This is a genomic window from Streptomyces sp. NPDC001717, from assembly GCF_042892775.1.
Classification (GTDB): Bacteria; Actinomycetota; Actinomycetes; order Streptomycetales; family Streptomycetaceae; genus Streptomyces.
The window spans coordinates 12,877-36,887 of sequence record NZ_JBIAUK010000013.1; the positions used below are offsets into that span (position 1 = coordinate 12,877).

The window sequence follows — 24,011 nt, forward strand, 5'->3', positions numbered from 1 at the left end:
CGGCCGCCGGTCACCGCAGGGCCCGACGGGCCGCCGCGATCCCGCCCGGGTCCCAGCCGGGGCGGGGAACCGACTCCAGGAGCAGCCGGGTGTAGGGGTGCCGCGGTGCCGCGAGCACCTCGGCGGTGCGGCCCGACTCGACGATCGCGCCGTGCCGCATGACGATCACGTCGTCCGTGACGCAGCGGACCACGCCCAGGTCGTGCGTGATGAACAGGTAGCCGACCGGGGTCTGCTCCCGGATGTCGGCCAGCAGGTTGAGGATCTGCGCCTGTACCGACACGTCGAGGGCCGCGACGGCCTCGTCGAGGACGAGTACGGCCGGTTCCACGGCCAGAGCCCGGGCGATGGCGACGCGCTGGCGCTGGCCACCCGAGAGCTGCCGGGGCAGTGCGTCGGCGGCGCGGGTGCCCAGTCCGACCTGGTCCAGCAGCTCACGGATGCGCGCGGCGTGGTCCCTGCCGGGGAAGTGCAGGCGCAGGGTTTCGCGCAGCACCGCCTCGACGCTGGTGCGCGGGTCCAGGGACAGGTACGGGTCCTGGAAGACCATCTGCACCTCACGGGCGCGGGCGAGGCGCTGTGCCCGGCCGCGGCCGCGTCCGGTGCGGTCGCGGCCGTGGACGAGGACCTCGCCGGCATCGGCCCGCTCCAGACCCACGACGATCCGGGCGGTGGTGGTCTTGCCGGATCCGGATTCGCCCACGATGCCGAGGGAGCCGCCCGCGGGGAGGGTGAACGACACGTCGTCCACGGCTCGTACGTCTCCGTATGCGCGGTGCAGACCCGAGACTTCCAGCACGTTGTCAGGCATCGACGGCGCTCCCTTCGAGCCGGTCGCTGTGGTGGCACGCCGCCTGGTGTCCGGGGGTCCCGGGTGCGGGCAGCGGCTGGGGGGCCTGCGTGTCGCACACCTCGGTGGCGAGGGGGCACCGGGCGGCGAAGGGGCAGCCGTGCAGTTCCTGGCGGAGGTCCGGGGGCTGGCCGTCGATGGCGGTGAGCCTGCCGCGCGGGGCCTCCAGGCGGGGCGTGGAGGCGAGCAGGGCCGCCGTGTAGGGGTGGCGGGGCCGCGCGAAGAGGACCTCCGCGGGACCGCTCTCGACGATGCGGCCGGCGTACATCACACAGACGCGGTCGCTGATGGCCGCGGCGAGGTCCAGGTCGTGGGTGACGAAGAGCAGGCCGGTGCCGAAGCGCTCGCGCAGTGTGGCCAGGAGGGCGATGACCTCGGCCTGGGTGGTGACGTCGAGGGCGGTGGTGGGCTCGTCGGCGAGCAGGAGCACGGGATCGCCCATCAGGGCGGCCGCGATCATGACGCGTTGCAGCATGCCGCCGGAGACCTGGCTCGGATACTTCTTCAGGGCCGAGCGGTTCAGGCCGACCGCCTCGATGAGTTCGGCGGCGCGGGATTCCGCGTCGGCCTGGCTCATGGCCTTGGTCAGCCGCACGCTCTCGGTGAGGAAGTCCCCGATGCGGCGGAGCGGGTTGATGGCGGCACGGGGGTCCTGGAAGATCATGGCCACGGTGCCGGTGCGCAGGTCCCGCAGCCGGCCTTCGTCCATGGTGAGCACGTCCTGGCCGGCCACGAGGACGGAGCCCTCGACCGTGGCGCCCGGCGGCAGCAGGCTCAGTGCGCTGCGGGAGGTCAGGCTCTTGCCGGAGCCGGATTCGCCGACGAGGGCGACGGTCTCGCCGGCGGCGACGGTGAGGTCGACGCCGTCGAGGACGGGGCGGGCGGTGCCGGGCAGGCTGAGCCGGAGCCCCCGGATGTCGAGGGTGTACTGCGGGTCGATCGGGTCGATCGGCTTCATCGGGTTCATCGGTCTCTCCTGGCGACGCGGTCGGCCCAGCGTTCTCCGACCACGTTGAAGGCGACCACCGTCAGCACGATGACGGCACAGGGCAGGATCGCCGAAAGCGGGTAGCCGAGCTGGATCGCGGTCTGGCCGTCGAAGACCATGCGGCCCCAGTCGGGGGTGAGGGCGGGCACGCCGAGCCCGAGGAAGGACAGCGCCGCGAGGTCCATGAGGGCGTACCCGAAGTTGATCGTGGACTGGGCGAGCACGACGGGGGCGATGTTGGGCAGGACGTGGCGCAGACAGATCTGCAGCGAGGAGTGCCCCTGCACCTGGTAGGCGCTGACGTAGGGGCGTTCGCGTTCCGCCAGGACCAGGGAACGGGTGAGGCGGCTGACGTAGGGGAGGTAGGCGACGGCGAGCGCGATGACCGGTGCGGTCAGCCCTTCGCCGTAGACCGAGATGATCAGGATGGCCAGCAGCATGCCGGGGAAGGCGAAGACCAGTTCCGTGCTGCGGGAGAGCAGGGAGTCGAGCCAGCCGCCCTTCCAGGCCGCGGCCATGCCGACGGCGACGCCCGCGACGGTGGAGAACGCGACCACGCCGAGCGGTCCCAGCAGGGACGTACGGGCTCCCAGCAGCAGGCGGGAGAGGGTGTCGCGGCCGGCGGCGTCGACTCCGAGCGGGTGCTCGGCGGAGGGGGCGGCGAGCGCGTTGCCCAGGTCGATGACGTTGGGGTCGTACGGCACCAGCCAGGAGGCGAGCACGGCCGCCACCACGACGAGGGCGACGAACGCCAGGCAGACCAGGTACAGCGGTGACCCGGTCACCCGGATCCGGGAAAGGCCCGGCCGGCGGGTCAGGACGGCGGTCATGCGGAGGACCTCCTCGATCCGAGGGTGATCCGCGGGTCGACCAGCGGCAGTATCAGGTCGACGATGAGGTTCACGATCATGAACAGGGCGACGATGATCAGGGAGATGGCCTGGACGGTCGGGAAGTCCTTGGTGGTGGTGGACAGTTCGAGGAGCTGACCGATCCCGCCGATGCTGAACGCGGTCTCCACGAGGATCGTGCAGACCAGCAGGGTGGAGACGATGAGGCCACCGGTGGTGAGGACGGTGCCCAGCGCGTTGCGGAACACGTGGCGGCGGATGACCTGGTGCTCGGGGACGCCCCGGCTGCGCGCCACGGTGACGTGTTCGCTGTCGAGGGCTTCGAGCATGGCCGAGCGCGTGACCCGGGCGAGCATGCCGATCAGGTACAGCGCGAGCGCGAGGGCCGGGAGGGTCAGGTGCCAGAGCATGTCGCCGAAGCCGTCGCCCGCGCCGCTGCTGGGGAACCAGCCGAGGTTGACGGCGAACAGGCCCTGGAGCAGCACGGCCGCGACGAACGAGGGCGTGCCCACGGCGAACGTGGTGGTGACGAGGATGGCGGAGTCGGTCGCGCCGCCCTTCACCGAACCGATCCAGCCGAGCAGCAGGCCGATGACCACGACGACCACCAGGGACATCGCGACCAGCATCAGGGTGCTGGGCAGCCGGTCGGACAGGAGCCGGGAGACGTCGGTGCGGTAGGTGATGGACCGCCCGAAGTCGCCCTGGACGATGTCGCCGAGCCAGCGTGCGTACCGTACGAGGAACGGGTCGTTCAGGTGGTACTGGGCGTTGATCGCCTCCAGGGCCTCCGGGGAGGCCGAGCGGCCCGCGAGCAGGAAGCTCGCCGGGCTGCCCGGGGCGAGGTACATGGCGCCGAAGACGATGAACGAGGCGGCGAGCAGCGTGGCCGCCATCTCCCCCAGCCGTCGCGCCGCGAATCTCAGGAAGTTCACTGGGCGGCACCCACGTCGGCGGCCCACGGGTAGTACATGTAGGAGATCGTCGTCGGCGCGCCGGTGATCTTCTTGTTGAGGAAGACCGCGGTGGGCCACTCGGCGACCGGGATCCACAGGAGCTGCTCGGCGGCCTGCTTCTGGAGCTTGGCCTCGATCTCCAGGCGCTGTCCCGGCTCGTAGGTGCCGACGGCCTGGTCGACGAGCGCGTCGTACTGCTTGTCGCTGTAGCCGGCGAAGTTCAGGTAGGCGCCGGTCTTGAAGTTCGTCAGCAGGTCGAGCGGGTCGGTGATCGAGTCGTAGTAGGTGAGCGGGAACATGTCTATGCCCTCGCGCGCCGCGGGATCGGTGAACAGCGCGGTGAACGCGTTCGGGGCGATCGTCTTGAGCTGGATGTCCAGGCCGATCTGGGTGCCGGCCGCCTGGACGGCGGTCGCCAGGAGGGAGACGTCCTGGCCGATGGAGCTGGTGGCCACGGTCAGGGTCTTGCCGGTGGCTCCGGCTTCCTTGATCAGCGCCTTGGCCTGCTCGATGTTCCGGTCGGGGCGCGGCAGGGTGTCGAGGGCGTTCTTCAGGGTGCTCTCGGGGGCCGCGGCCCAGGCGGCGCGGGTGGTCAGGGAGTGGGTGACGGTTCCGGCGCCACCGAGACCGGCCTTGACGAACCCGGCCCGGTCCAGGGCGAGGGACAGGGCGCGGCGCACGCGGACGTCGCCGAGCGGACCCTGCATGTTGGTGATGTTGACGTTGACCGTGCTCAGGCCCTCGCCGAAGTACAGCCTGCCGACGCCGCTGTCGCGCAGCCGGGCGTAGCTCTCGGTGGGGATCAGGTATCCGCCGTCCGCCTCGCCGCTGAGCATGGCGTTGGTACGGGCGGAGGGATCGGTCAGGACCCGGAAGACGGCCTTCTTGGCCTTGGCCTTGGTACCCCAGTAGCCGTCGAAGCGTTCCAGCTCGATCGACTGGCCCTTGTTCCAGGTGCCGAGCTTGAAGGGGCCGGTGCAGGCGAGGCTGCCGGTGGTGCCGTAGTCCTTGCCCGCCGCCTCGATCCCGGCCTTGGAGGCGACCACGCCGGCGGCGGTGGCCATGTACTGGGGGAACTGCGAGTCGGGCTTCTTCAGCTTGACGGTGACCTGGAGCGGACCGGTCTTGGTCACGGAGTCGACGTTCTGGAAGTTCTGGGCCCAGGCCGCCGCGTTGTTCGGATCCGTCTGCCGGCCGAGGCTGTAGACCACGTCGTCCGCGCTCATCACACCGCCGTCGTGGAAGCGCACGTTCGGGCGGAGGTCGTAGACCCAGGTGGTGGGGTCGGGGTTCGTCGCCTTCTGGGCGAGCCCGGGCTCCAGGGTCAGTCCCGGCGTCCACCGCATGAGGCTCTCGCAGACGTTCGAGAGGATCGTGTTCTGCGGGTAGTCGAACGCCACCGTGTAGTCGAGCGTGGGGGGCTCGGCGTAGACGGCCCAGGTGAAGGAGTCGATCTCGCCCTTCGCCGTCGGCGTGGTCTTCGACAGGGTGACCTCGGTGACGGGGGCCCCTCCGCTCTTGGGCGGGCCGGAGCAGGCCGCGACCAGGGCGAAGGACGCCATGACCGCGGTCGCGGCGGCGAGCCTGCCGAGCGGGCGGCCGGTGCGTCTGGCGGTGCGGGGCGGGGGTGTGGTCATCGTCGCGCTCTCTTTCCGTACGTGATGCGGGTGGCTGACGGGCCGCGGGGCCGGCCCGTCAGGAGCGGTCGGTCCGCGGTGGTCAGCCGTCGGCGCGCACCGAGGGGACCTGCTGCGTGATGCAGTGGACCCCGCCGCCGCCGAAGGCGATCGCGAGCGCCCGTACCCCGACGACCTTGCGGCCCGGGTACGCCGACGCGATCACGGCCATGGCCTCCTCGTCCTGGGGCAGGCCCGCCACCGGGACGACGATGCCGTCGTTGGCCACGTAGTAGTTCAGGTACGACACCTCGATCTCGCCGCCCGCGAGATCGGCGAACGCCGACTGGGTGACCTCGACGATCTCCAGGCTGCGTCCCTGCGCGTCGGTGCTGGCTTCCAGCACCGCGCGGTTCGCGCGCATCCGGGCGTAGTCGGGGTGCGCGGGATCGTCGGGCAGGGAGATGACCACCTTGCCGGGGGCCGCGTAGGCGCAGACGCCGTCGACGTGGCCGTTGGTCTCCTCGTCCAGGAGGCCGCCGTACGGAAGCCAGATAACCTTGACGACGCCCAGGCGGGATTTCAGTTCGGCTTCGATCTCATCCCGGTTCATGCCCGGGTTGCGGTTCGGGTGGAGCAGGCACTGCTCGGTGGTGATCAGCGTGCCCTCGCCGTCGACCGTGATCGCGCCGCCCTCCAGGATCATGTCGGAGTGGATGCGCTCGACCCCGAGGTGCTCCAGGAGCAGGCCGCTGATCCGGTCGTCGGAGTCGAACGGGTGGTGCTTGCCGCCCCAGGCGTTGAACCGGAAGTCCACGCCCGCGCGCCGGCCGTCGCCGTCGAGCACGAACAGCGGGGCGGAGTCGCGGAACCAGGAGTCGTCCAGCGGCATCTCGATGACGGTGACGTCCGGGCCGCAGAGGGTACGGGCGTCGTCGCCGAAGCCGGGCGGGGCGACCATCGTCACCGGCTCGAACTCGGAGATGGCGCGGGCGACGTTCGCGTACTCCTCCTTGACGTCGTCCAGCACGCTGCCCCAGAGGTCCGTGCGGGTGGGCCATGCCATCAGGCACCCGTCGTGGGAGGACCACTCGGCGGGCATACGGAAGGCGGTCATCTCGTGTCTCTCTTCTTTCTCGCCAGAAGTACCTGTCAGCGGCAGTCGGTGTGGCGCTGGGCCAATTCGAGCCAGAGGCTGGTACGCGGTGGTTGAAATCTTCCTCTCGACTGAAAATTCAGTCAAGAGCCTGGACGTCACAACCAACAGGATTCTGAAATTCCTGTCAGATCTTTGTCCAGGACATGATCCGGAAAGCCCGGCCGGTCACAGGAAGTACAGGCGACTCAGGGGACCCGGCCTCACGGGGCAGGGCGACGAGGGGTTCACTGCGGCCCGGCGGCTCCACGGCCGCGGCTCACATCAGGTGCGATGCTGTCACTGACTGAAAAATCAGTCAATACACGAGGTGAACGGAAGGCAACACGGTCGGATCACGAAGCACAGGAGGGTGCAGGGGCGCAGGCGCGTACGGACGCACGGGGCGAGGGCCCCGTCCCCTCGAGGGCGGGACGGGGGCGCGTGGGACTACTTCCCGCGCAGCCGCGCCAGCTCGACGTCGATGGCGCCTTCCATCAGCGCACGCGCATGAGTGATCTGGAGCCCGCCGCTGAGCCAGCGCATGCTCAGACCTTCCAGGAGGGCGGTGAGCCGCTCACCGGCCGCGGCCAGTGCCGCCGCCGGGGCCATCGGCTCGACCTGGCCCAGCAGGGCCGCGACTTCCTGGACCCAGACCAGGGTCGCCCTGGCCAGGTCCTCGCGCAGCACCTCGTCGAAGACGGCGCTCGCCCGCAGCTCGCCCCAGGCGGTGCTGTTCTCCCTGACCTCCGCGCTGTCCTGGAGCTCCAGGAGGAGGGTCTCGACGAGTTCCTCGCGGGGGCCGAGCGGTTCCGCGTCCTCGTCGCGTTCGGCGGTGTAGCGCTCGGCCCGGTCGTTGATGAACTCCAGCGTCGAACGCAGGAGCCCGGTGCGGTCCTTGAAGTGGTAGTAGAGCAGCGAGGTGGACACGCCCGCTTCCGCGGCCACCTCCTCCACGCGCAGGCCACGGACACCGCTCCTGGCAATCACCCGGGCGGCCGCTTCGAGAATGGATGTGCGTCGGGCCATGCGCCGAACCTTACCCGGCTGTTCGGGGCCACGGGCAACGGGTGCCCTGGTCGGTCACCCCGTTCGTCACCCCGTTCGCCTGTGGTGACTGACCACCACCGTGACGGGTCCGCCGCCCGGCGCGGCCGCGACGAGTCGCACGATGGCGATCTCCTTCTGGTCGGCGCTGCGGATGCAGAAGGGCCGCCCGCCGCTCAGGGCGCTGAACGCGATCGTGGTCACCGGCTGGGTCTCGACCCCCCGGGCGCAGTCGGCGGGGCCCAGGTCGTTCCCGGCCGCGATGAAGGCGTCGCTGTCCTCGGGCGCGACGAACTCGGTCTGGGTGCGGGCCAGGTACCAGGCGGCGCTCTCCGCCGGGACCACCTTTCCCGTTTTGAGGTCGAATTCGTAGGCCGCGTCCGGCGACGTCAGTTCGGTGTTGGCGTAGCCGGCCTTGAATCCGGCCGACGAGGACGGGGCCGAGGGAGAGGGCGAAGGGGTGACCGGCGTGGAGATGGGCGGCGAGGTGTGGCCGGCGGAGGCGGCCGGGGCCTCGACCTCCGGCTCTTCCGGGGTGTCCAGGTAGTAGACCGCGGCGCCGCCCAGTACCAGTACGGAGGCCGCGGCCAGAGCGGTGACCGGCAGCCGGCGTCCGCGCCGCCGGCCCCGGCGGGGAGCGGGCTGATCCGGCCGGGCGCCGGTCTCGGGGTGCGCGGACGGGGCCGCGGGGGCGGCGATCGTCCGCTGGTGGTGGGTGGGGGTGGGGACCGGGCCGGGACTGGGGGTGGCGGCGGGGCCGGCGGCGGGCTGTTGGGCGCTCCCCCATATCTCGCTGCTGACGTGGTGCGGGAGCCATCCGTCGGTGAACTCCAGGCGGTGGCCCACGGAGGGGTGGGCCTGTACGGCGGCGATCAGCTCATCCGGCGTGGGGCGGCCCTCGGGTCGCTTGGCCAGACACCACGACACGAGCTCGCGCAGTTCGTGCGGCACCCTGCCGAGGTCGGGCTGCTCGTGGACCACCTTGTACAGGGCGGCCGACTCCGCCCCGGCTCCGAACGGGGGCACTCCCCCGGCCACGAACGCCGCCAGCGACCCGAGGGCGAAGATGTCGCTCGCCGGGGTGACCGGCAGCCCCATCGCCTGCTCCGGTGCCATGAACGCGGCGGTGCCGATCCGCAGTCCGACGCCGGTCAACGCGGTGGCGTCGGCGGCCCGCGCGATGCCGAAGTCGATCACGCGCGGACCGTCCTCGGCGATCAGGACGTTGGCGGGCTTGAGGTCCCGGTGGACCACCCCGGCCCGGTGGATCGCCTGGAGCGCCTCGGCGATCCCCGCCACGAGCAGCAGCACCGTGCGGACCGGCAGCGGACCGTACCGCTGCACCACCTCGTGCAGCGTCGGGCCCGGCACGTAGGCGGTGGCCAGCCAAGGCGTGGGGGCGTCCACCCCCGAATCGACCACCTGGGCGGTGAACAGGCCGTGGATGCGCTGCGCGCTCGCGACCTCCTGCGCGAAGCGCTGGCGGAATTCCGGGTCTCCGGCGAAGTCCGCGCGCACCGCCTTCAGGGCGATCGGGCGGCCTCCCGGGGTGTAGGCCAGGTAGACCACCCCCATGCCGCCGGAGCCCAGCCGGGCGTGGAGGCGGTAGCCGCCGATCTCATGGGGGTCGTCGGCGGACAGTGCCTTGTGGGCGTGTTGCACACCGGGAAGCTGAGCGGACATGCGGAGGCTCTTTCGGCGATATGTACGAAGCGCAGGACGCGGCCCGCCCCGGTGCCTCCACGGCCCCGACCGGCACCGAGCAGGGCGAAGCCGACTGCCCCCGCATCGTGCCGCTAACTAAAGATTCAGTCAATGTGAGACGATGATGGCCGAGACACGTGAGGAGGGGATCAGGCAGTGACGGACCGCAGAACGGCAATCTTGGAAGCGGCCGCCCGGCTCATAGCCCGGCGGGGGGTCCGCGGACTGCGGGTGGAGGAACTCGCGGCCGAAGCCGGGGTGTCCACGGCGCTCGTCTACTACCACTTCAAGGACCGGGCCGGCATCCTGCGCCGCACCCTGGAGTTCATCAACGACCGCGCGGAACGATACACCGGCAGCCCCGACGACACGGACGCCTTCCCGGAGGACCCGCGCGAGACCCTGGAGCAGTCCCTCCTGCTGGAGTTCCAGGACGCCCCCGCGGTGCGCGAGAACAGCACGGCCTGGGGCGAACTGCGCGCCAGCGCGATCTTCGAGCCCGAGCTGCGGGAGGACCTGGCCAAGGCCGGCCTGAGCTGGGTCCAGGAAGTCGCCTACCTGCTCGCGTGCGCGCAGCCGCTGACGCCCGCCCCCGCGCTCACGGCCTCCGCGGAACGGCTGACGGCGCTGCTGGAAGGGCTCAGCATGCGCTGGCTCAGCGGCGTACTGCAGGTGGCGCACGCCCGCGAGCTGATGCTCGACGCCGTCGAAGTGGAACTGGGACACCTGCGCCGACTGGGCGGGAACTGACCGCCGCCCACCTCTCCCCGCCCCCTCTCCGCGCATCACGCGCCCATGAAATTGACTGAAAGTTCAGTCAATGCCAGAGTGGCGGCATGGCGGCTCACCCCGCCCTGGCGGACCGACCCCACGTACGGTGAAGCTGACGCGCTGTGCTCCAAGCAGGCCCCGATCGTCGTCCCTGCGCCACGCGTCCCCGCGATGCCCGGCATCCACGGCTAACTTCATCCCGCCAGTTCACGATCGGAGTCAACCGTGTCCGCGTTCTCTGCATCCCGCCGTGCGGTCCTCCGCACCTTCGCCGGCGTCGGCGTGTTCGCCCTCGGCGCCGCGGCGTGCGGCCCCGGTGAAACCGGACAACCCGGCACCAAGGCCACCCCTTCCGGCCAGGCGCCCGCGCCGACCGGGCCCCGGCATCTGGGCGCCGAGTGGGAGAGCCACACGCGCACCTTCATGTCCTGGCCCGCGCTGGCCTCCGTGTGGGAGCAGGACCTCCCCTACGTACGGGAGGACATCGCCCGCGTGGCGCGCGCCATCGCGCAGTACGAGTACGTCGTGATGATGGCCAGGCCCGACCAGCAGGCCGCGGCCCAGAAGGCGTGCGGCTCCGGCGTCGAGGTCATCCCCATGGAGGTCGACGACCTGTGGGCCCGTGACACCGTCCCCGTGTTCATCGAGGACGGCGGCAAGCTCGCCGGCGTCGACTTCAACTTCAACGGCTGGGGCAACAAGCAGGAGCACACGAACGACGCCCAGGTCGGCCGCAAGCTGCTGGAGAAGTACAAGATCCCGCGCATCCAGGCGCCGCTGGTCGCCGAGGGCGGCTCCTTCGAGACGGACGGCGAGGGCACCCTCCTGATCACGGAGAGCTCGATCGTCAACGACAACCGCAACCCCGGCAAGAGCCGGGACCGGATCGAGGCCGAGCTCAAGCAGACCCTCGGCGTCCAGAAGGTGATCTGGCTGGCCGGCGTGCGCGGCGAGGACATCACCGACGCGCACGTCGACAGCCTCGTACGGTTCGCGGCCCCGGGCGTCGTCCTCCTGGACAAGGCCTTCCCGGGCTCGCCCCCCGATTCCTGGTCCCGCTCCTCCGACCAGGCGAGGTCCGTCCTGTCCAAGGCGACCGACGCCCGCGGGCGCCGCCTGCAGATCGTCGACCTGCCGCAGCCCGACCTGGACAGGATCACGGGCCACGGCGACGACTTCGTGTCGACCTACGCCAACTTCTACGTCGCCAACGGCTCGGTGTTCATGCCCCGCTTCGGCGACGCGAAGGCCGACGACCGGGCGCGGGGGATCCTCCAGGAGCACTTCCCCAAGCGGGACATCGTGCCGGTGAAGATCGACACCATCGCCTCGGGCGGCGGCGGCATCCACTGCTCCACCCACGAGCAGCCCGGCAAGCCGGCCGACTGACGGCCGGGTCGACGGGCGGCCGGGTCGACGGGCGGGCGGCGGGGTCCGGTGCCAGGCTGGGGTCGTACTCGATCCCGAAAGGCAAGCGCGATGATCACCACCGACTTCGTCCCCGGATCCCCCTGCTGGCTCGACCTGGGGACCCCCGACGTCCGTGCCACCGCAGCCTTCTACGGCGCCGTACTCGGATGGGAGTACGAGCCCATGGGCGGGACGGGCGAGGGAGGGGACGCGGACGGCGGCGGCATGGAAGGCGGGATGTTCCGCAAGGACGGCAAGCTGGTCGCCGGGCTCGGCAAGCTCACCGAGGAAGGCGCGCGCTCGGCCTGGATGATCTACTACAGCGTCAGCGACGCGGACGCCACGACCCGGCTCGTCGAGCGCGCGGGCGGCAAGGTCCGGGTGGCGCCGAGGGACCTCGGCGAATGGGGCCGGATGGCGCAGTACGACGACCCGGCGGGGGGCCAGTTCGCCGTGTGGCAGCCCGGGAAGGACAGCGGCGTCGAACTCGTCGACGAGCCCGGCTCGCTGTCCTGGACGGAGCTGTACACGAGCGACGCCGCGGGCGCGCGGGAGTTCTACGGCGGTGTCCTCGGCTGGCAGTTCGGCGACATTCCGATGCCGGGCGGCGAAGGCACGTACACCCTCATCACCCCGGCCGGACTCCCCCAGGAGCGCATGCAGGGCGGTCTGCTGGAACTGCCCGCGGAGCACCTCTCCCTGGCGAACGGACGGCCGTACTGGCACCCGGTCTTCAACGTCACCGACTGCGACGCCGCGGTCGCCGCGGTCACCGCCAACGGCGGCAGCGTGCAGATGGGGCCGACGGATGCCGAGGGCATCGGCCGGATGGCCGTCTGCCTCGACCCGTCGAACGCCGACTTCCTCCTGCTCACCCCCGCCGCCTCTGCCGGGAGTTAGTGCCCTGCCCCCACCCGATCGGGCGTAGGCTTCGGTCGGCACGGACGCGGTGGGGGCGGAGCACATGGCTGCAGATGCAGATCAGAGGTGGGGGGCGACCCTCGATTCGGTCGTGGTGTACGCGCAGGGCGCGCTCTGCCGCCGCCTGGCCCGGGGCACCGTGCCCCCCGACGGCCGGGTGCGGGTGACGGGACTGCCCCGCTCGTTGGACCCGGGCTCGCTGCGGGCCCGTGTCCTGGGCTCCCCGGGGGTGCGGGTCACCGAGGCCCGGGTGGAGGTGGAGGCCGAGCCGCTCGGTACGGACACGCCGGACGTGCTGCGGCGCGAGGTCGAGCGGCTGCGCGACGAGCACGCGGCGGCGCAGGGCCGCAGGGACCGGCAGTTGAGCCGCATCGAGGAGGTCACGAACCTCCACCCGGTCCCGCCCGTCCGCGAGCCCGAGGCCCCGCACCGGCGTACCCCGGTGGACACCTGGCTGGAGTTCGCGGACTTCGTCGACGAACGGCTGGAGGGACTGCACGCCCGTCTCGTCGAGCTGGAGGAGGCGCTGCGCGACCTCGGGCACGAGCTCGCCGTCGCCACCGACCGGCTCTCCCGCGCCTCCACCGACGCACCGGCGGCGCACGTCGAGACCACGGTCTGCGCGGTCCTGACCTTCGACGGCGCCTCCGCTTCCGAGGTGGAGGTGGAGGTCGAGTACGGGGTGCCGGGCGCCGTCTGGGTGCCGGCCTACCGTCTCACCCACCGTCAGGGCGACGGTACGGGCCGCCTGGTGCTCCGCGCCTCGGTCGCCCAGCGGACCGGCGAGGACTGGACCGGCGTCCGCGTCGCCCTGGCCACCGCCGACCTGCGGCGTCGCACCGATCTGCCGAGGCTCCGGTCGATCCGGATCGGGCGCCGTCAGCCCGCTCCGGCGCCTTCCGGCTGGCGCGAGCCGCCCGCGGGGCTCGCGGACCTGTTTACCGCGTACGAGGCGGCCGGCCCCCGCCCGCGCACGGCGGCCGTGCCCGTTCCGCCGCCGCCTCCCCCGCCGCTGCCCGTGCCCGCACCTGCTTCGGCGCCGGTCCCGCAGGCCTACGGCGCCGGCCCTGCCACCCTCGTGCCCGGTGCCGCCGGCGGTGCGATGCCGGACTTCGCCGCCGCGTCCGCCCCGCGCTCGGCCGGCAGGCCGCGTGGCGGCGGCATGGGGTTCGCCGGGCGCCCGGCGCCCCCCGCTCCCGCTGCTCCCGCGGCGTCTGCCGCGCCCGTGGCGCCCGGCATGGCCGCGCCGCCGCCCGCACCGGCTCCGGAGCCGGTGTCCGGTCCGCCGCGGCCGAGCGGCGCCGAGCTCGACTACGCCTCCCTCGTCCTGTGCGGCCCCGAGGAGCCGGGCTCCCGCCGGGGCCGGCTGTTCCCCGGCCCGGTCTCCGACCCGGTGACGGACGAGTGCCGCCGCCGGGCCGAGGCGGTGGCCTCGCTGCCGCTGCCCGGGCGGGCGGTGCGGCCCCGCGAGTCGGCCGGGTCCTTCGACCACCGCTTCGACGCCGCCGCCCGCGCCGACATCCCGTCGGACGGCACCTGGCACACCGTCACCGTCGGCGAGATCGCGGTCGGTCTGCGCACCGAGTACCTCTGCGTGCCGTCCGTGGAGGAGACGGTGTACGCGACGCTGGTGCTCTCCAACGCCACCGACCAGGCGCTGCTGGCCGGTCCGGTGGAGGTCGTCGTCGACGACGACTTCCTGCTGACCGCCGCGCTGCCCACGCTCGCGCCCGGCGGCGTCCGCCGGGTGGGGCTCGGGCCCGCCGAGGGCGTCCGGGTCACCCGCCGCACGAACCTGAACGAGTCGACCTCGGGTCTTCGGGGCAACACCACCGTGCTCGACCACCGTGTCCACGTGGAGCTGTCCAACCGGCTCGCGGGGCCCGTCACCGTCGAGGTCCGCGAGCGGGTGCCGGTCACCTCCGAACCGGACGTCCGGATCGAGGAACGGTCCGACTGGACGACACCCCTGGAGGGCGAGGGGCCCGAACACCATGCCCCGGGCACCCGCATCTGGCGCCTCGACCTCCCCGCCGGCGCCACCGCCGCCCTCGACGGCGGCTACGAGATCCGCATCCCGACCGGCAAGGCCCTGGTCGGCGGCAACCGCAGGAGCTGACAACCATCATGTCCCGGGTCCCGAAGCCGATCCCCCTTCCGGTCACCGCCGTCACGTGCCTGGAGGACCGTGCCCATGTCGAGCGCAGCACCGTGCTCGATCTGGAGGCGGGCGTCCAGCGACTGCGTCTGGGGCCGGTCAGTGCGCTGGCCGTCGACCGGACGCTGCACGCCGAGCTGACCGGCGAACACCCGGCGACCGTCCTCGACGTACGGATCGTCCGCAGCTGGACGCCGCGCGGGCCGCTGCCGTCCGCCGAGGACGACTCCGTCCTGCGCCATCGCGTGCACGCCCTCCAGGAGGAGCGCACGGCCCTGGAGCGCCGGCGCGACCGGCTGCTCACCCGCCAGGGCCTGCTGGACCGCCTCGCCGCCGACCTGCTGCGCGAGATCGGCGAGGGGGCCGGCTCCGGGGAGTCCGAACTCTCCCGCTGGTCCGGCGAACTGGACCGGGTGGACGAGGAACGCGACACCCACGGGGAGCGGCTGCGCGCCGTGGAGACCCGGCTGGCGGCACTGGCCGTCGAGCTCGGCGAGATCCGGCGGGCCGTGCAGCTCTCCGAGGAGGAGCCCACCGAGCTGGTCGGCCACGTCGAGCTGACCGTGGAGGCCGCGGCGGCCGGGCCGGTCGGTCTGCGCCTGGGCCACCTGACCCCGTGCGCGCTGTGGCGACCCTCCTACCGGGCCGTGCTGGAGGGGGACGCGCTGACGCTGGAGACCGACGCGGTGGTCTGGCAGCGCACCGGCGAGGACTGGTCGGACGTACGGCTGACGCTGTCGACCGCCCGCTCGGCTCTGGCCGGCGACCCGCCGCGGCTGGGCGAGGACGTCCTGACGCTCAAGGACCGCTCCGCGGCGGAGCGCCGTACGGTCGACGTCGAGCTGCGCGAGGAGGAGATCGGGGACCTCGGCCCGGCCGCCGTGCTCGGTCTGCCCGGCGTGGACGACGGCGGCGAGGCGCGGGTGCTGAGCTCTCCCGTCCCGGTCTCCGTGCCGGGGGACGGCCGCGCCCACCGGGTGCCGCTCTCCGTCTTCACCGCGCCCGCGAGCAGCGAGTACGCCTGCTCACCCGAGCTGTCGCCGCTGGTCACGCAGGTGGTGCGGTTCGACAACCTGTCCGGGCACGCGCTGCTCGCCGGGCCCGTGGACCTGGTCCGCGGCAGCGGGTTCAGCGGCCGGGGCACGCTGGACTTCACCGCGCCGGGCGCGCCCGTGGAGCTCGCGTTCGGCAGCTGCGACGACCACGGCGTGGTCCGGCAGACCGAGGAGTCCCGCGACACCGCGGGGATCATGCAGCGGACCGTGGTCACCCGCACGGTGCGGCTGCACCTGTCCCGGTTCTCCGCCCCCGGGGAGCGCGGGAACCGGGTCGTCGTGCTCCGGGAGCGGATCCCGGTGTCCGAGGTCTCGGCGGTGGAGGTGCGCCTGAGGAAGGACGCCTGTTCCCCGGCGCCCGAGGCGGTGGACGCCGAGGGCATCGCCCGCTGGGACGTCTCCCTGCCTCCCGGCGGACGTCGCACGGTCACCCTCGTGTACGAGCTGTCGGCGAGCTCGAAGGTCGCCGGGCTCTGAGCCGTCCGGGCCGGATTCCCCGTTCCTTTTCACCTTTTCGGGCTCACGGAAAGCGGCCCGCATTCCGATGAACAGACCATCCGATTTTCCCCGCATCACCCGAACGGACTTCGGCTGATTGCCGGACGCGACGCCCTGCGTGTTCTCGTGGCGGTGAGGTCTGCGGTGCGCGACCATACGGACGCCGAACCGACAGATGGAACAGCGCGACAGGAAGAAGGACGGACGTGTCCGGCAGCGAAAGCGAGAACCCCGCAATTTCCTCCCCGACCCCCACCCCGACTCCCCCGAGGACGAACCGGGACTGGTGGCCGAACCAGCTGGACCTCCAGGTCCTCCACCAGCAGTCACCCCAGTCCAATCCGTTGGGCGAGGACTTCGACTACGCCAAGGAATTCGCGACCCTGGACGTCGATTCCCTGAAGCGGGACGTCATCGCGGTGATGACGGATTCACAGGATTGGTGGCCCGCCGATTACGGTCACTACGGGCCGCTCTTCATCCGGATGAGCTGGCACGCCGCGGGAACGTACCGGATCGCCGACGGCCGGGGCGGTGGCGGCTCGGGCGCGCAGCGTTTCGCACCCCTGAACAGCTGGCCGGACAATGCGAGCCTCGACAAGGCGCGCCGTCTGCTGTGGCCCGTCAAGCAGAAGTACGGGCAGAAGATCTCATGGGCGGATCTTCTGGTCTTCGCGGGCAACTGCGCCATGGAGTCGATGGGGTTCAAGACCTTCGGGTTCGGCTTCGGACGCCCGGACATCTGGGAGGCCGAGGAGATCTTCTGGGGGCCGGAGGACACCTGGCTCGGAGACGAGCGCTACACCGGCGACCGGGAGCTCACCGGCCCGTTCGGCGCCGTGCAGATGGGCCTGATCTACGTCAACCCGGAAGGCCCCAACGGGAACCCGGATCCGATCGCGGCCGCCCGGGACATCCGGGAGACGTTCGGGCGCATGGCGATGAACGACGAGGAGACGGTGGCGCTCATCGTCGGGGGCCACACCTTCGGCAAGTGCCACGGAGCGGTCTCCCCCGAGTACGTCGGTCCGGAGCCCGAGGCCTGCCCCGTCGAGCAGCAGGGCCTCGGTTGGAGGAACAGCCAGGGCAGCGGCGTGGGCGTCGACACGATCACCAGCGGGCTGGAGGGCGCCTGGACCACCGAGCCGACCAAGTGGGACAACGGCTACCTGGACAACCTGTTCAGGTACGACTGGGAGCTGACGAGGAGCCCGGCCGGTGCGCACCAGTGGACCCCCACCGACGCCTCGGCCCAGGGCACGGTGCCCGACGCCCACGACGCGTCGAAGCGGCACGCTCCCATGATGCTGACGACGGACCTCTCGCTGAAGCTGGATCCGGTCTACGGGCCGATCGCGAAGGGCTTCCACGAGAACCCCGACCGGCTCGCGGACGCGTTCGCCAAGGCCTGGTACAAGCTGCTGCACCGCGACATGGGCCCGCTCTCGCGCTACCTCGGCCCGTGGATCCCCGAAGCCCAGCTGTGGCAGGACCCGGTCCCCGCGGTCGATCACCCGCTGGTAGGGGAGCGGGAGGTCGCCGACCTCAAGGCCCGGATCCTGGACTCGGGGCTGTCCGTCTCCCAACTGGTCGCGACCGCCTGGGCGTCGGCGGCGAGCTTCCGCGGCACCGACAACCGGGGCGGGGCGAACGGGGCGCGGCTCCGGCTCGCGCCGCAGAAGGACTGGGAGGTCAACGCCCGGCCCGAGGTGGCCGAGACGGTGCGGGTCCTCGACGGGATCCGGCAGGACTTCGCCGCCGCGCAGAACGGCGGGGCGAGGGTCTCGCTCGCCGACCTGATCGTCCTGGCCGGGTCCGTGGCCGTCGAGCAGGCGGCGAAGAACGCCGGGCACGAGCTGACGGTCCCGTTCGCCCCGGGGCGCACGGACGCCTCGCAGGAGCAGACCGACGTGGAGTCGTTCGCCGTTCTGGAGCCCCGTGCGGACGGGTTCCGCAACTACCTCCCGGCGGGCGAGAAGCTGTCGCCGGAGACGCTCCTGCTGGACCGGGCGAATCTGTTGACGCTGACGGCGCCCGAGATGACGGTCCTCATCGGCGGCATGCGGGCCCTGAACGCCGGCTTCGGGAAGTCCCCGCACGGAGTGTTCACCGACCGGCCGGAGACGCTGACCAACGACTTCTTCGTCAACCTGTTGGACATGGGTACGGAGTGGAAGGCGTCGGCCGCGGACGAGAACGTCTTCGAGGGCCGGGACCGCTCCACGGGCAAGGTCAAGTGGACCGCCACCGCGGTCGACCTCGTCTTCGGTGCGCACTCCGAGCTCCGGGCGCTGGCGGAGGTGTACGCGTCCGCCGACGCCGGAGCGAGGTTCGTGCGTGACTTCGTGGCGGCGTGGGTCAAGGTCATGAACCTGGACCGGTTCGACCTCGCCTGAGCCCGCGGGCCCGGCCGGCCGGTCCCCACCGGCCGGCCGGGTCGTCCCGGCGGCGCCCTCAGCCCTCCCGGCCGACTGCGTCGACGAGTTCCGCCAGCGCGGCCGCCAGTGCGCCCAGGCCGGGGCCGGCGGGGCCGCCCGGTTCGGTCATGTAGACGTCGCGGCGGATCTCGATCATCAGCGCACCGACCCGGGCGTCCCGGCCGTAGTGTTCCAGCGGCACGTAGGTGCCGGCGAAGGGGCTGTCGAGCCCCGTGCCGCCGAAGCCCGCGAACGCCTTCTCCGCCGCCGCGAGGAGCCCGGCCGGGGTGTGGAAGGGGTCCGTGCCCAGGCAGATCGGCGGGCGGCTGCCGTCGCCGTGGAGTTCGTACGGGAGCGCCCGCGTGGGGTAGGAGTGCACGTCGATGATCACGGCCCGCCCGGCGGCTTCCAGCCGCTCCTGCACGGCCCGCGTCATGGCGTCCGCGTACGGGTGGAACCAGCGCTCGATCAGCGGCCGGCCGTCGAAGTCGTCCGGGCGCAGGCGCTCCCGGTGGGTGGTGCGCGTGTACACCGCCCCCATGCCCGCGGCCAGCATCTCCTCGCGCTCGTCGGGGAACCGCTCGGGGTCGACGACCAGCCGGGACAGCCCGTTGACGAACCGCCACGGCGCGACCGACGCACGGGTGGCGGCCTCGGCGGCGATGTCGGCGGTGTGGGAGTCCGTGATGTGGTCGAGCTCCAGATCGAGCGCCCGGTCGTCCAACACGATGTCGGTACGTACGACCTGCGGTATGACGCGTGAGGAGTGCGGCACGTGCAGGATCACCGGCGAGGTGTCGGCGCCGGCGAGCAGTCGGAAGGGTTCGGGCTCGGGCGAGTGGTTCATGGGCGTTTCCTCGGTGAGACGGGACCGTGCTCGAAAAGCCGGGCGCCCGGCAGGGCGTGACGTGCCCCATCCTCCCCCGGGGGCGGTGGGGGTCAAGTGCCGCCGACGCGCTCCTCCATGGGCGCCGGGGCCGCCGTCGGCCCGGTCCTCGTGGCCTGCGCCAGCAGGCGCAGGGCCGTGTGTGACGGCGAGCCGGCCGGGGCGGTCGCCACGACCAGGATCTGGTCCTCGGAGATCGTCAGCGCCTGCTGGGTGACCGTGAGCGCGCCCACCAGCGGGTGCCGCAGCCGGTGTTCGGCGATGGTGCAGGGACGCACCCGGTGGTCGGCCCACATCGTCGCGAACTCGGGGCTGCGCATGCTGAGTTCCCCGACGAGGGCGACGAGGGCCGCGTCGTCGGGGTGCCGGCCCGCCGCGTAGCGCAAACCGGCCACGACGGCCCGGGCCTTGTCCTCCCAGGTGGCGTACAGCTCCCGGGTGTGGGCGTCGAGGAACATGAGCGAGGCGTTGTTGGGGCGGTCCGCGGGCCGGTCCGGTGCGAGGGGGTCCAGGTGGCCGGCGAACAGGGCGTGGCCCAGGGGGTTCCAGGCCAGGATGTCGGTCCGCCGGCCCGTGACGACGGCCGGCACGTCGGGCATGGAGTCCAGCAGGGCGCGCGTCGCCGGGGCGATCCGCTCCACCGGGGGCCGGCGGGGCGGACGGCGGCGGACGGCGGCGCCCGCCAGGTCGTGCAGGTGCCGGCGCTCGACGTCCTCCAGCCTCAGCGCGCGGGCGAGCGCGTCCAGTACCTCGGGGGAGGCGTTGTGCGCGTGGCCCTGCTCCAGGCGTGCGTAGTACGAGGCGCTGACCCCGGCGAGCAGGGCCAGTTCCTCCCGGCGCAGGCCCTGTACGCGGCGCCTTTCCCCGTACGTGTCGAGGCCGATGTCCTGCGGTCGCAGCCGGGCGCGGCGGGCCTGCAGGAACGCGCCGAGAGAGCTCTGTCCGTCCATGCGCCCAGTATCCGGGGGCGACCGCCCGCCGGCCTCTCCCTGCCGGGGATAGGCAGCGGAGGGTGTGGCTGCTTCCGGCGGGGCCGCCGAGTGTGGTGGCCATGGACACCATCGAACTGGGCGACGTCACCGTCAGCCGGGTCCGCGAGTACCACGGACCCCTCGGCCTCACCCCCCACGGCTTCATCCCCGACAGCAGCACGGACGTCTGGAAGGCGGAATCCGCCTGGCTGGAACCGGAGTTCGTCGACGGCGACCCGCCCGTCGCGAACGCGGCGCTGCAGACCTGGGTGCTGCGCAGCGAGGGCCGCACCATCCTGGTCGACACCGGAGGCGGCAACCACAAGCCGCGCCCCGGCATGCCCTGGGACCGGCAGGAGACCGACTTCCTGGGCAACCTCGCCCGGGCCGGGGTACGGCCCGAGGACGTCGACCTCGTCGTCAACACCCATCTGCACGCGGACCACGTGGGGTGGAACACCCGCCTCGACGGCGACGCATGGGTGCCGACCTTCCCGAACGCCACCTATCTGATCCACCGCGACGACTTCGACTTCTGGAACCCTGCCAACGGCCACACGTCCGTCCTCGGCGACGGCAACGTCGAAGCGTTCGAGGACAGCGTCGCCCCCGTCCACGCGGCGGGCCGGACCCTGCTGTGGGAGGGCGACAGCCACCGGATCGACGCGAACCTGCGGCTGGACCTGGCTGCCGGCCACACCCCCGGTTCGTCCGTGGTCACCCTCGCCTCCGGCACGGACCGGGCGGTGTTCGTCGGGGACCTGCTGCACAGCCCGGTGCAGATCCTCGAACCGGACGCGAACAGCTGCTTCTGCGAGGACGCCGGGCGGGCGCGGGCCTCCCGGCGCCGGCTGCTCGGCTGGGCAGCCGACCGGGGAGGGCTGTTGATCCCGGCGCACTTCGGCGGTCACGGCGCCGCCGAGGTGGCCCGGGACGGCAACCGCTTCGCCATCAAGGGCTGGGCCCCGTTCGACTCGTACGCGCCGGGCGACGAGGGCTGACGGCAGGGCTGACGCGGGCCGCCGGGCGGACGCCGTGCACCCCGGTGTCCGCCCGGGCCGCGTCGACTGCTCATGGCACTAGGGCGCGAGGTCCCGCCTGCCGAGCAGCGCGTACGCGCACGCGAGCCCGAGCGCTCCGACGCCGACGAGGACGCCCAACTGCGGCCAGAGCACCTGGCCCCGGGCCAGTGCGTCGCCCGGCGTGTAGTAGTGGAACGGGCTGACGTACCTCAGCGGCGCCGCCCTCGACCAGGCCAGGGCGATGAAGTTCACGGCGAAGCCGACGGCTCCGATCGCGATCGTCACGCCGACCACCTGGGCCCGCCGGCTGCTCGCGGCCGAGACGGCCAGCGCCGGACCCGCCACGCTGAACGCGAAACCGCACCCCATCACCCCGGCGGCGATCACACCGCTCAGCGGCACGGCCCGGTGGATTCCGGGCGACAGCGCGACTCCGACCGCCACCGCGGCCGTGGCCGCCGCGTTCAGGGCGAGGACGGCGACGCCGAGCGCCGCCGCCCGTTCGGTCAGCAGCCGGTTGCGGCTCACCGGGCGCACCATGACCAGTTCGACGGTCCCGGACTCCACGTCCGCGGCCACCGCGGCCGCGGCCAGCGAGCCGATCGCGGTCAGCTGCATGGCGATCCAGAACGGGTGTATCAGCCCCGCCCCGAGCAGTCCGGGGTAGCTCGCGATCGACACGTCCCCGCCGGATCCGCTGAACGCCCGGAACGCCGACGGAGGTCGCCTGCCGCCCGCGGCGAACAGCTGCCCCGGTGCGATGGTGTCGGCCACCACGACGATGAGCGTCTCGAAGACGACCATGCCGACCACGAGGGCGATCAGCATCCTCCGCCGCCGGTGCAGCGCGAGCCACAGCAGCGGCCACCGCGTGCTCACGGCTCCTCCCGCACGGTGCCGGCGCCGCCCCGGTAGAGGTCCAGGAAGGCCTCGTCCAGCCCCGCCTCCTCGACCGTCACGTCGGCCACGCCCATGGCGAGCAGGCTCCGCAGGGCCCTCACCACCTCGACCGGCGGTACGAGCAGCTCCACCCGGTCCCCCTCCCACCGCGGCTCCCACCGGTCCGCCCGCCCCAGGGGCCGCGGTCCCTTCGCGTCGCCGAAGTCCAGGCGGATCCGCCTGGCCCGCGCCTCCCGGAGGGCCGCGACGCTCTCCACCGTCACCAGCCGCCCCTCCCTGACGATGGCCACCCGCCCACAGGCCCGCTGGACCTCGGGCAGCACGTGGCTCGACAGGAGCACCGTCCGCCCGCCGGCCGCCGCCTCCGCCATCAGCTCGAAGAACGTCTCCTGGACCAGCGGGTCCAGCCCTTCCGTCGGCTCGTCGAGCACGACCAGCCGGGGATCGTGCTGGAGCGCCTGTACGAGCCCCAGCTTCTGCTTCATGCCGCGCGAGTACCCGCCCACCGTGCGCCGCAGCACCGGTTCGGTCAGCCCCAGCCGCTCGCACAGCTCGCCGCGGCTCGGGGCGGGCACGCCCTGGAGGGCGCACAGCAGGTCCAGGGTCTGCGCGCCCGTGAGTTCCGGGTAGAACCGCAGCTCGCCCGGGAGGTAGCCGAGCGCCCCGGCGAGCCGGCGGTGGTCGCGTACGGGGTCGAGGCCGAGCACCCGTGCCTGCCCGGCCGTGGGCCGCAGCAGCCCCGTCAGGCAGCGCAGGGTGGTCGTCTTGCCCGCTCCGTTGGGGCCGAGGAACCCGAACACCTCGCCCTCGTCCACGGTCAGGCTCAGCGCCTCGATCCCGACGACCGGCCCGTACGTCTTGGTCAGACCGCCGAGCTCGATGGCACGCGAATCCACCCGCATACCCCCAGTCTCCGCCCGCGCCCCCGGGCACGCCCCCGCGCGTGCCAGACTCCCCCGGGGCCGGCGAAGATCTCCCGGCACGATCCGGAGCGCGCAGGGGACGAGGGGATTCATGACGGACCACGATCTGTCCGGCTACGAGAAGGGCACGTTCACCCACGGGGGCACCGAACGTCGGATCCTGCGGCGCGGCACCGGGCCCGCCGTGATCGTGATGGCCGAGATACCGGGCATCACGCCGAAGGTGCTGGAGTTCGCGGACCGGGTCGCCGCGATCGGCTGCACGGTCGTGCTCCCGGTGCTGTTCGGCGAGCCCGGCCGCGATCCCCACCCCGATGCGCACGGCCGGACGGCCGCCGCCCGGTACGGGGTCTCGTCGATGCTCAAGGTGTGCGTCAGTCGGGAGTTCACCCTGCTGGCCACGGGGCGTGGCTCCCGGGTCGTGGACTGGCTGCGGGCCCTGGCCGCGCACGAGCACGAGCGGTGCGGCGGCCCGGGCGTCGGAGCCGTGGGCATGTGCCTGACCGGGGGCTTCGCCCTGGCCATGGCCACCGATCCCCGGCTGGTCGCCCCGGTGCTGTCGCAGCCGTCGCTGCCGCTGGCCGTCTCGGCGGGCCGGTCGCGGACGATCGACATCAGCCCGGCGGACCTGGCCGTCGTACGGGGTCGGTGCGAGCGCGAGGGGTTGCAGGTGATGGGGCTGCGGTTCAAGAGCGACAGGTTCGTCCCCGGGGACCGGTTCGCGTTCCTGCGGCGCGAGCTCGGCGAGGCCTTCGTAGCGGTGGAACTGGAGGACGGGGCGGCCAACCCGGAGGCCCTGCTGCCCCCGCACTCGGTGCTGACCGAGCACCTGATCGACGCCCCCGGGGAACCGACCCGGGAGGCGCTGGACCAGGTGCTCGACCTCGTCCGCACCCGGCTGCTGGCCTAAGCCGTCCCTTTCGGATCCTTCC

20 protein-coding genes are annotated in these 24,011 nt (G+C 72.5%); 8 read left to right on the plus strand and 12 right to left on the minus strand.

Annotated elements, in window-relative coordinates:
• Window positions 1-10: 10 nt before the first annotated feature.
• From ACFYZL_RS21400 to ACFYZL_RS21435, 8 genes are all read right to left on the minus strand, one after another.
• A complete protein-coding gene (locus tag ACFYZL_RS21400) occupies window positions 11-811 on the minus strand; it encodes an ABC transporter ATP-binding protein (RefSeq protein ID WP_388680911.1) in 801 nt (266 codons plus the stop codon).
• On the minus strand, window positions 804-1,817 hold the full coding sequence (locus tag ACFYZL_RS21405) for an ABC transporter ATP-binding protein (RefSeq protein ID WP_384743562.1): 1,014 nt from the start codon (window positions 1,815-1,817) through the stop codon (window positions 804-806). Before ACFYZL_RS21405 ends, ACFYZL_RS21400 begins: the two co-directional genes overlap by 8 nt.
• A complete protein-coding gene (locus ACFYZL_RS21410) occupies window positions 1,814-2,668 on the minus strand; it encodes an ABC transporter permease (RefSeq protein WP_384582860.1) in 855 nt (284 codons plus the stop codon). The genes ACFYZL_RS21405 and ACFYZL_RS21410 overlap by 4 nt, the downstream gene beginning before the upstream one ends.
• On the minus strand, window positions 2,665-3,624 hold the full coding sequence (locus ACFYZL_RS21415) for an ABC transporter permease (protein ID WP_384743564.1): 960 nt from the start codon (window positions 3,622-3,624) through the stop codon (window positions 2,665-2,667). The genes ACFYZL_RS21410 and ACFYZL_RS21415 overlap by 4 nt, the downstream gene beginning before the upstream one ends.
• Window positions 3,621-5,282, minus strand: coding sequence for an ABC transporter substrate-binding protein (locus tag ACFYZL_RS21420; RefSeq protein ID WP_384743566.1), 1,662 nt, complete (start codon window positions 5,280-5,282; stop codon window positions 3,621-3,623). The genes ACFYZL_RS21415 and ACFYZL_RS21420 overlap by 4 nt, the downstream gene beginning before the upstream one ends.
• An 82-nt stretch (window positions 5,283-5,364) precedes the next feature.
• On the minus strand, window positions 5,365-6,378 hold the full coding sequence (locus tag ACFYZL_RS21425; RefSeq protein ID WP_384743568.1) for an agmatine/peptidylarginine deiminase: 1,014 nt from the start codon (window positions 6,376-6,378) through the stop codon (window positions 5,365-5,367).
• Between the two features lie 468 nt (window positions 6,379-6,846).
• Window positions 6,847-7,425 (minus strand): TetR/AcrR family transcriptional regulator, encoded by a 579-nt coding sequence (locus tag ACFYZL_RS21430; RefSeq protein WP_384743570.1) that lies wholly within the window; start codon window positions 7,423-7,425, stop codon window positions 6,847-6,849.
• Window positions 7,426-7,491: 66 nt separating this feature from the next.
• A complete protein-coding gene (locus tag ACFYZL_RS21435; RefSeq protein ID WP_388680917.1) occupies window positions 7,492-9,126 on the minus strand; it encodes a serine/threonine-protein kinase in 1,635 nt (544 codons plus the stop codon).
• Window positions 9,127-9,303: 177 nt separating this feature from the next.
• On the opposite strand from ACFYZL_RS21435, the gene ACFYZL_RS21440 reads away from it, so the two are divergent.
• The 6 genes from ACFYZL_RS21440 to katG all read left to right on the plus strand — a co-directional run bounded on the left by ACFYZL_RS21440 (window position 9,304) and on the right by katG (window position 18,356).
• Window positions 9,304-9,897 (plus strand): TetR/AcrR family transcriptional regulator, encoded by a 594-nt coding sequence (locus ACFYZL_RS21440; RefSeq protein WP_384743575.1) that lies wholly within the window; start codon window positions 9,304-9,306, stop codon window positions 9,895-9,897.
• 246 nt (window positions 9,898-10,143) lie between these two features.
• Window positions 10,144-11,307, plus strand: coding sequence for an agmatine deiminase family protein (locus ACFYZL_RS21445; protein WP_384743577.1), 1,164 nt, complete (start codon window positions 10,144-10,146; stop codon window positions 11,305-11,307).
• A 90-nt stretch (window positions 11,308-11,397) separates the two neighbouring features.
• Window positions 11,398-12,228, plus strand: a complete 831-nt coding sequence (locus tag ACFYZL_RS21450; protein ID WP_388680921.1) for a VOC family protein — start codon at window positions 11,398-11,400, stop codon at window positions 12,226-12,228.
• A 64-nt stretch (window positions 12,229-12,292) separates the two neighbouring features.
• On the plus strand, window positions 12,293-14,368 hold the full coding sequence (locus ACFYZL_RS21455; protein WP_388680924.1) for a DUF4139 domain-containing protein: 2,076 nt from the start codon (window positions 12,293-12,295) through the stop codon (window positions 14,366-14,368).
• A gap of 8 nt (window positions 14,369-14,376) precedes the next feature.
• Complete coding sequence (locus tag ACFYZL_RS21460; RefSeq protein WP_384743585.1) at window positions 14,377-15,939, plus strand: mucoidy inhibitor MuiA family protein; 1,563 nt, start codon at window positions 14,377-14,379, stop codon at window positions 15,937-15,939.
• 227 nt (window positions 15,940-16,166) lie between these two features.
• Window positions 16,167-18,356, plus strand: coding sequence for a catalase/peroxidase HPI (gene katG, locus ACFYZL_RS21465; RefSeq protein WP_384743588.1), 2,190 nt, complete (start codon window positions 16,167-16,169; stop codon window positions 18,354-18,356).
• A gap of 58 nt (window positions 18,357-18,414) precedes the next feature.
• Here katG and ACFYZL_RS21470 read toward each other — a convergent pair whose 3' ends face one another.
• Together ACFYZL_RS21470 and ACFYZL_RS21475 are read right to left on the minus strand one after the other, a co-directional pair.
• Complete coding sequence (locus ACFYZL_RS21470) at window positions 18,415-19,224, minus strand: N-formylglutamate amidohydrolase (protein WP_388680927.1); 810 nt, start codon at window positions 19,222-19,224, stop codon at window positions 18,415-18,417.
• A gap of 92 nt (window positions 19,225-19,316) precedes the next feature.
• Window positions 19,317-20,213: a helix-turn-helix domain-containing protein gene (locus tag ACFYZL_RS21475; RefSeq protein ID WP_384743593.1), complete on the minus strand. Its 897-nt coding sequence runs from the start codon at window positions 20,211-20,213 to the stop codon at window positions 19,317-19,319.
• Between the two features lie 101 nt (window positions 20,214-20,314).
• Here ACFYZL_RS21475 and ACFYZL_RS21480 point away from each other — a divergent pair, with 101 nt between their 5' ends.
• Window positions 20,315-21,235: an MBL fold metallo-hydrolase gene (locus ACFYZL_RS21480; protein ID WP_384743596.1), complete on the plus strand. Its 921-nt coding sequence runs from the start codon at window positions 20,315-20,317 to the stop codon at window positions 21,233-21,235.
• A 78-nt stretch (window positions 21,236-21,313) separates the two neighbouring features.
• On the opposite strand, the gene ACFYZL_RS21485 is transcribed toward ACFYZL_RS21480, so the two are convergent.
• Together ACFYZL_RS21485 and ACFYZL_RS21490 are read right to left on the minus strand one after the other, a co-directional pair.
• Window positions 21,314-22,135 carry an ABC transporter permease subunit gene (locus ACFYZL_RS21485; RefSeq protein ID WP_384743598.1) on the minus strand — a complete coding sequence of 274 codons (822 nt, stop codon included), beginning with the start codon at window positions 22,133-22,135 and terminating at the stop codon, window positions 21,314-21,316.
• Window positions 22,132-23,058 (minus strand): ABC transporter ATP-binding protein, encoded by a 927-nt coding sequence (locus ACFYZL_RS21490; RefSeq protein WP_384743601.1) that lies wholly within the window; start codon window positions 23,056-23,058, stop codon window positions 22,132-22,134. Before ACFYZL_RS21490 ends, ACFYZL_RS21485 begins: the two co-directional genes overlap by 4 nt.
• 112 nt (window positions 23,059-23,170) lie before the next feature.
• Between ACFYZL_RS21490 and ACFYZL_RS21495 the strand changes: the two genes are divergently transcribed.
• Window positions 23,171-23,989, plus strand: a complete 819-nt coding sequence (locus ACFYZL_RS21495) for a dienelactone hydrolase family protein (RefSeq protein ID WP_388680932.1) — start codon at window positions 23,171-23,173, stop codon at window positions 23,987-23,989.
• Window positions 23,990-24,011: the final 22 nt, after the last annotated feature.

What these genes read in the sequence shown, in the direction of transcription:
- ACFYZL_RS21430 (WP_384743570.1), bottom strand. Translation starts at nt 7,425, where the DNA reads ATGGCCCGACGCACATCCATTCTCGAAGCGGCCGCCCGGGTGATTGCC.
- ACFYZL_RS21480 (WP_384743596.1), top strand. Translation starts at nt 20,315, where the DNA reads ATGGACACCATCGAACTGGGCGACGTCACCGTCAGCCGGGTCCGCGAG.
- ACFYZL_RS21450 (WP_388680921.1), top strand. Translation starts at nt 11,398, where the DNA reads ATGATCACCACCGACTTCGTCCCCGGATCCCCCTGCTGGCTCGACCTG.
- ACFYZL_RS21495 (WP_388680932.1), top strand. Translation starts at nt 23,171, where the DNA reads ATGACGGACCACGATCTGTCCGGCTACGAGAAGGGCACGTTCACCCAC.
- ACFYZL_RS21470 (WP_388680927.1), bottom strand. Translation starts at nt 19,224, where the DNA reads ATGAACCACTCGCCCGAGCCCGAACCCTTCCGACTGCTCGCCGGCGCC.
- ACFYZL_RS21455 (WP_388680924.1), top strand. Translation starts at nt 12,293, where the DNA reads ATGGCTGCAGATGCAGATCAGAGGTGGGGGGCGACCCTCGATTCGGTC.
- ACFYZL_RS21410 (WP_384582860.1), bottom strand. Translation starts at nt 2,668, where the DNA reads ATGACCGCCGTCCTGACCCGCCGGCCGGGCCTTTCCCGGATCCGGGTG.
- ACFYZL_RS21425 (WP_384743568.1), bottom strand. Translation starts at nt 6,378, where the DNA reads ATGACCGCCTTCCGTATGCCCGCCGAGTGGTCCTCCCACGACGGGTGC.
- ACFYZL_RS21400 (WP_388680911.1), bottom strand. Translation starts at nt 811, where the DNA reads ATGCCTGACAACGTGCTGGAAGTCTCGGGTCTGCACCGCGCATACGGA.
- ACFYZL_RS21435 (WP_388680917.1), bottom strand. Translation starts at nt 9,126, where the DNA reads ATGTCCGCTCAGCTTCCCGGTGTGCAACACGCCCACAAGGCACTGTCC.
- ACFYZL_RS21460 (WP_384743585.1), top strand. Translation starts at nt 14,377, where the DNA reads ATGTCCCGGGTCCCGAAGCCGATCCCCCTTCCGGTCACCGCCGTCACG.
- ACFYZL_RS21490 (WP_384743601.1), bottom strand. Translation starts at nt 23,058, where the DNA reads ATGCGGGTGGATTCGCGTGCCATCGAGCTCGGCGGTCTGACCAAGACG.
- ACFYZL_RS21420 (WP_384743566.1), bottom strand. Translation starts at nt 5,282, where the DNA reads ATGACCACACCCCCGCCCCGCACCGCCAGACGCACCGGCCGCCCGCTC.
- ACFYZL_RS21475 (WP_384743593.1), bottom strand. Translation starts at nt 20,213, where the DNA reads ATGGACGGACAGAGCTCTCTCGGCGCGTTCCTGCAGGCCCGCCGCGCC.
- ACFYZL_RS21405 (WP_384743562.1), bottom strand. Translation starts at nt 1,817, where the DNA reads ATGAACCCGATGAAGCCGATCGACCCGATCGACCCGCAGTACACCCTC.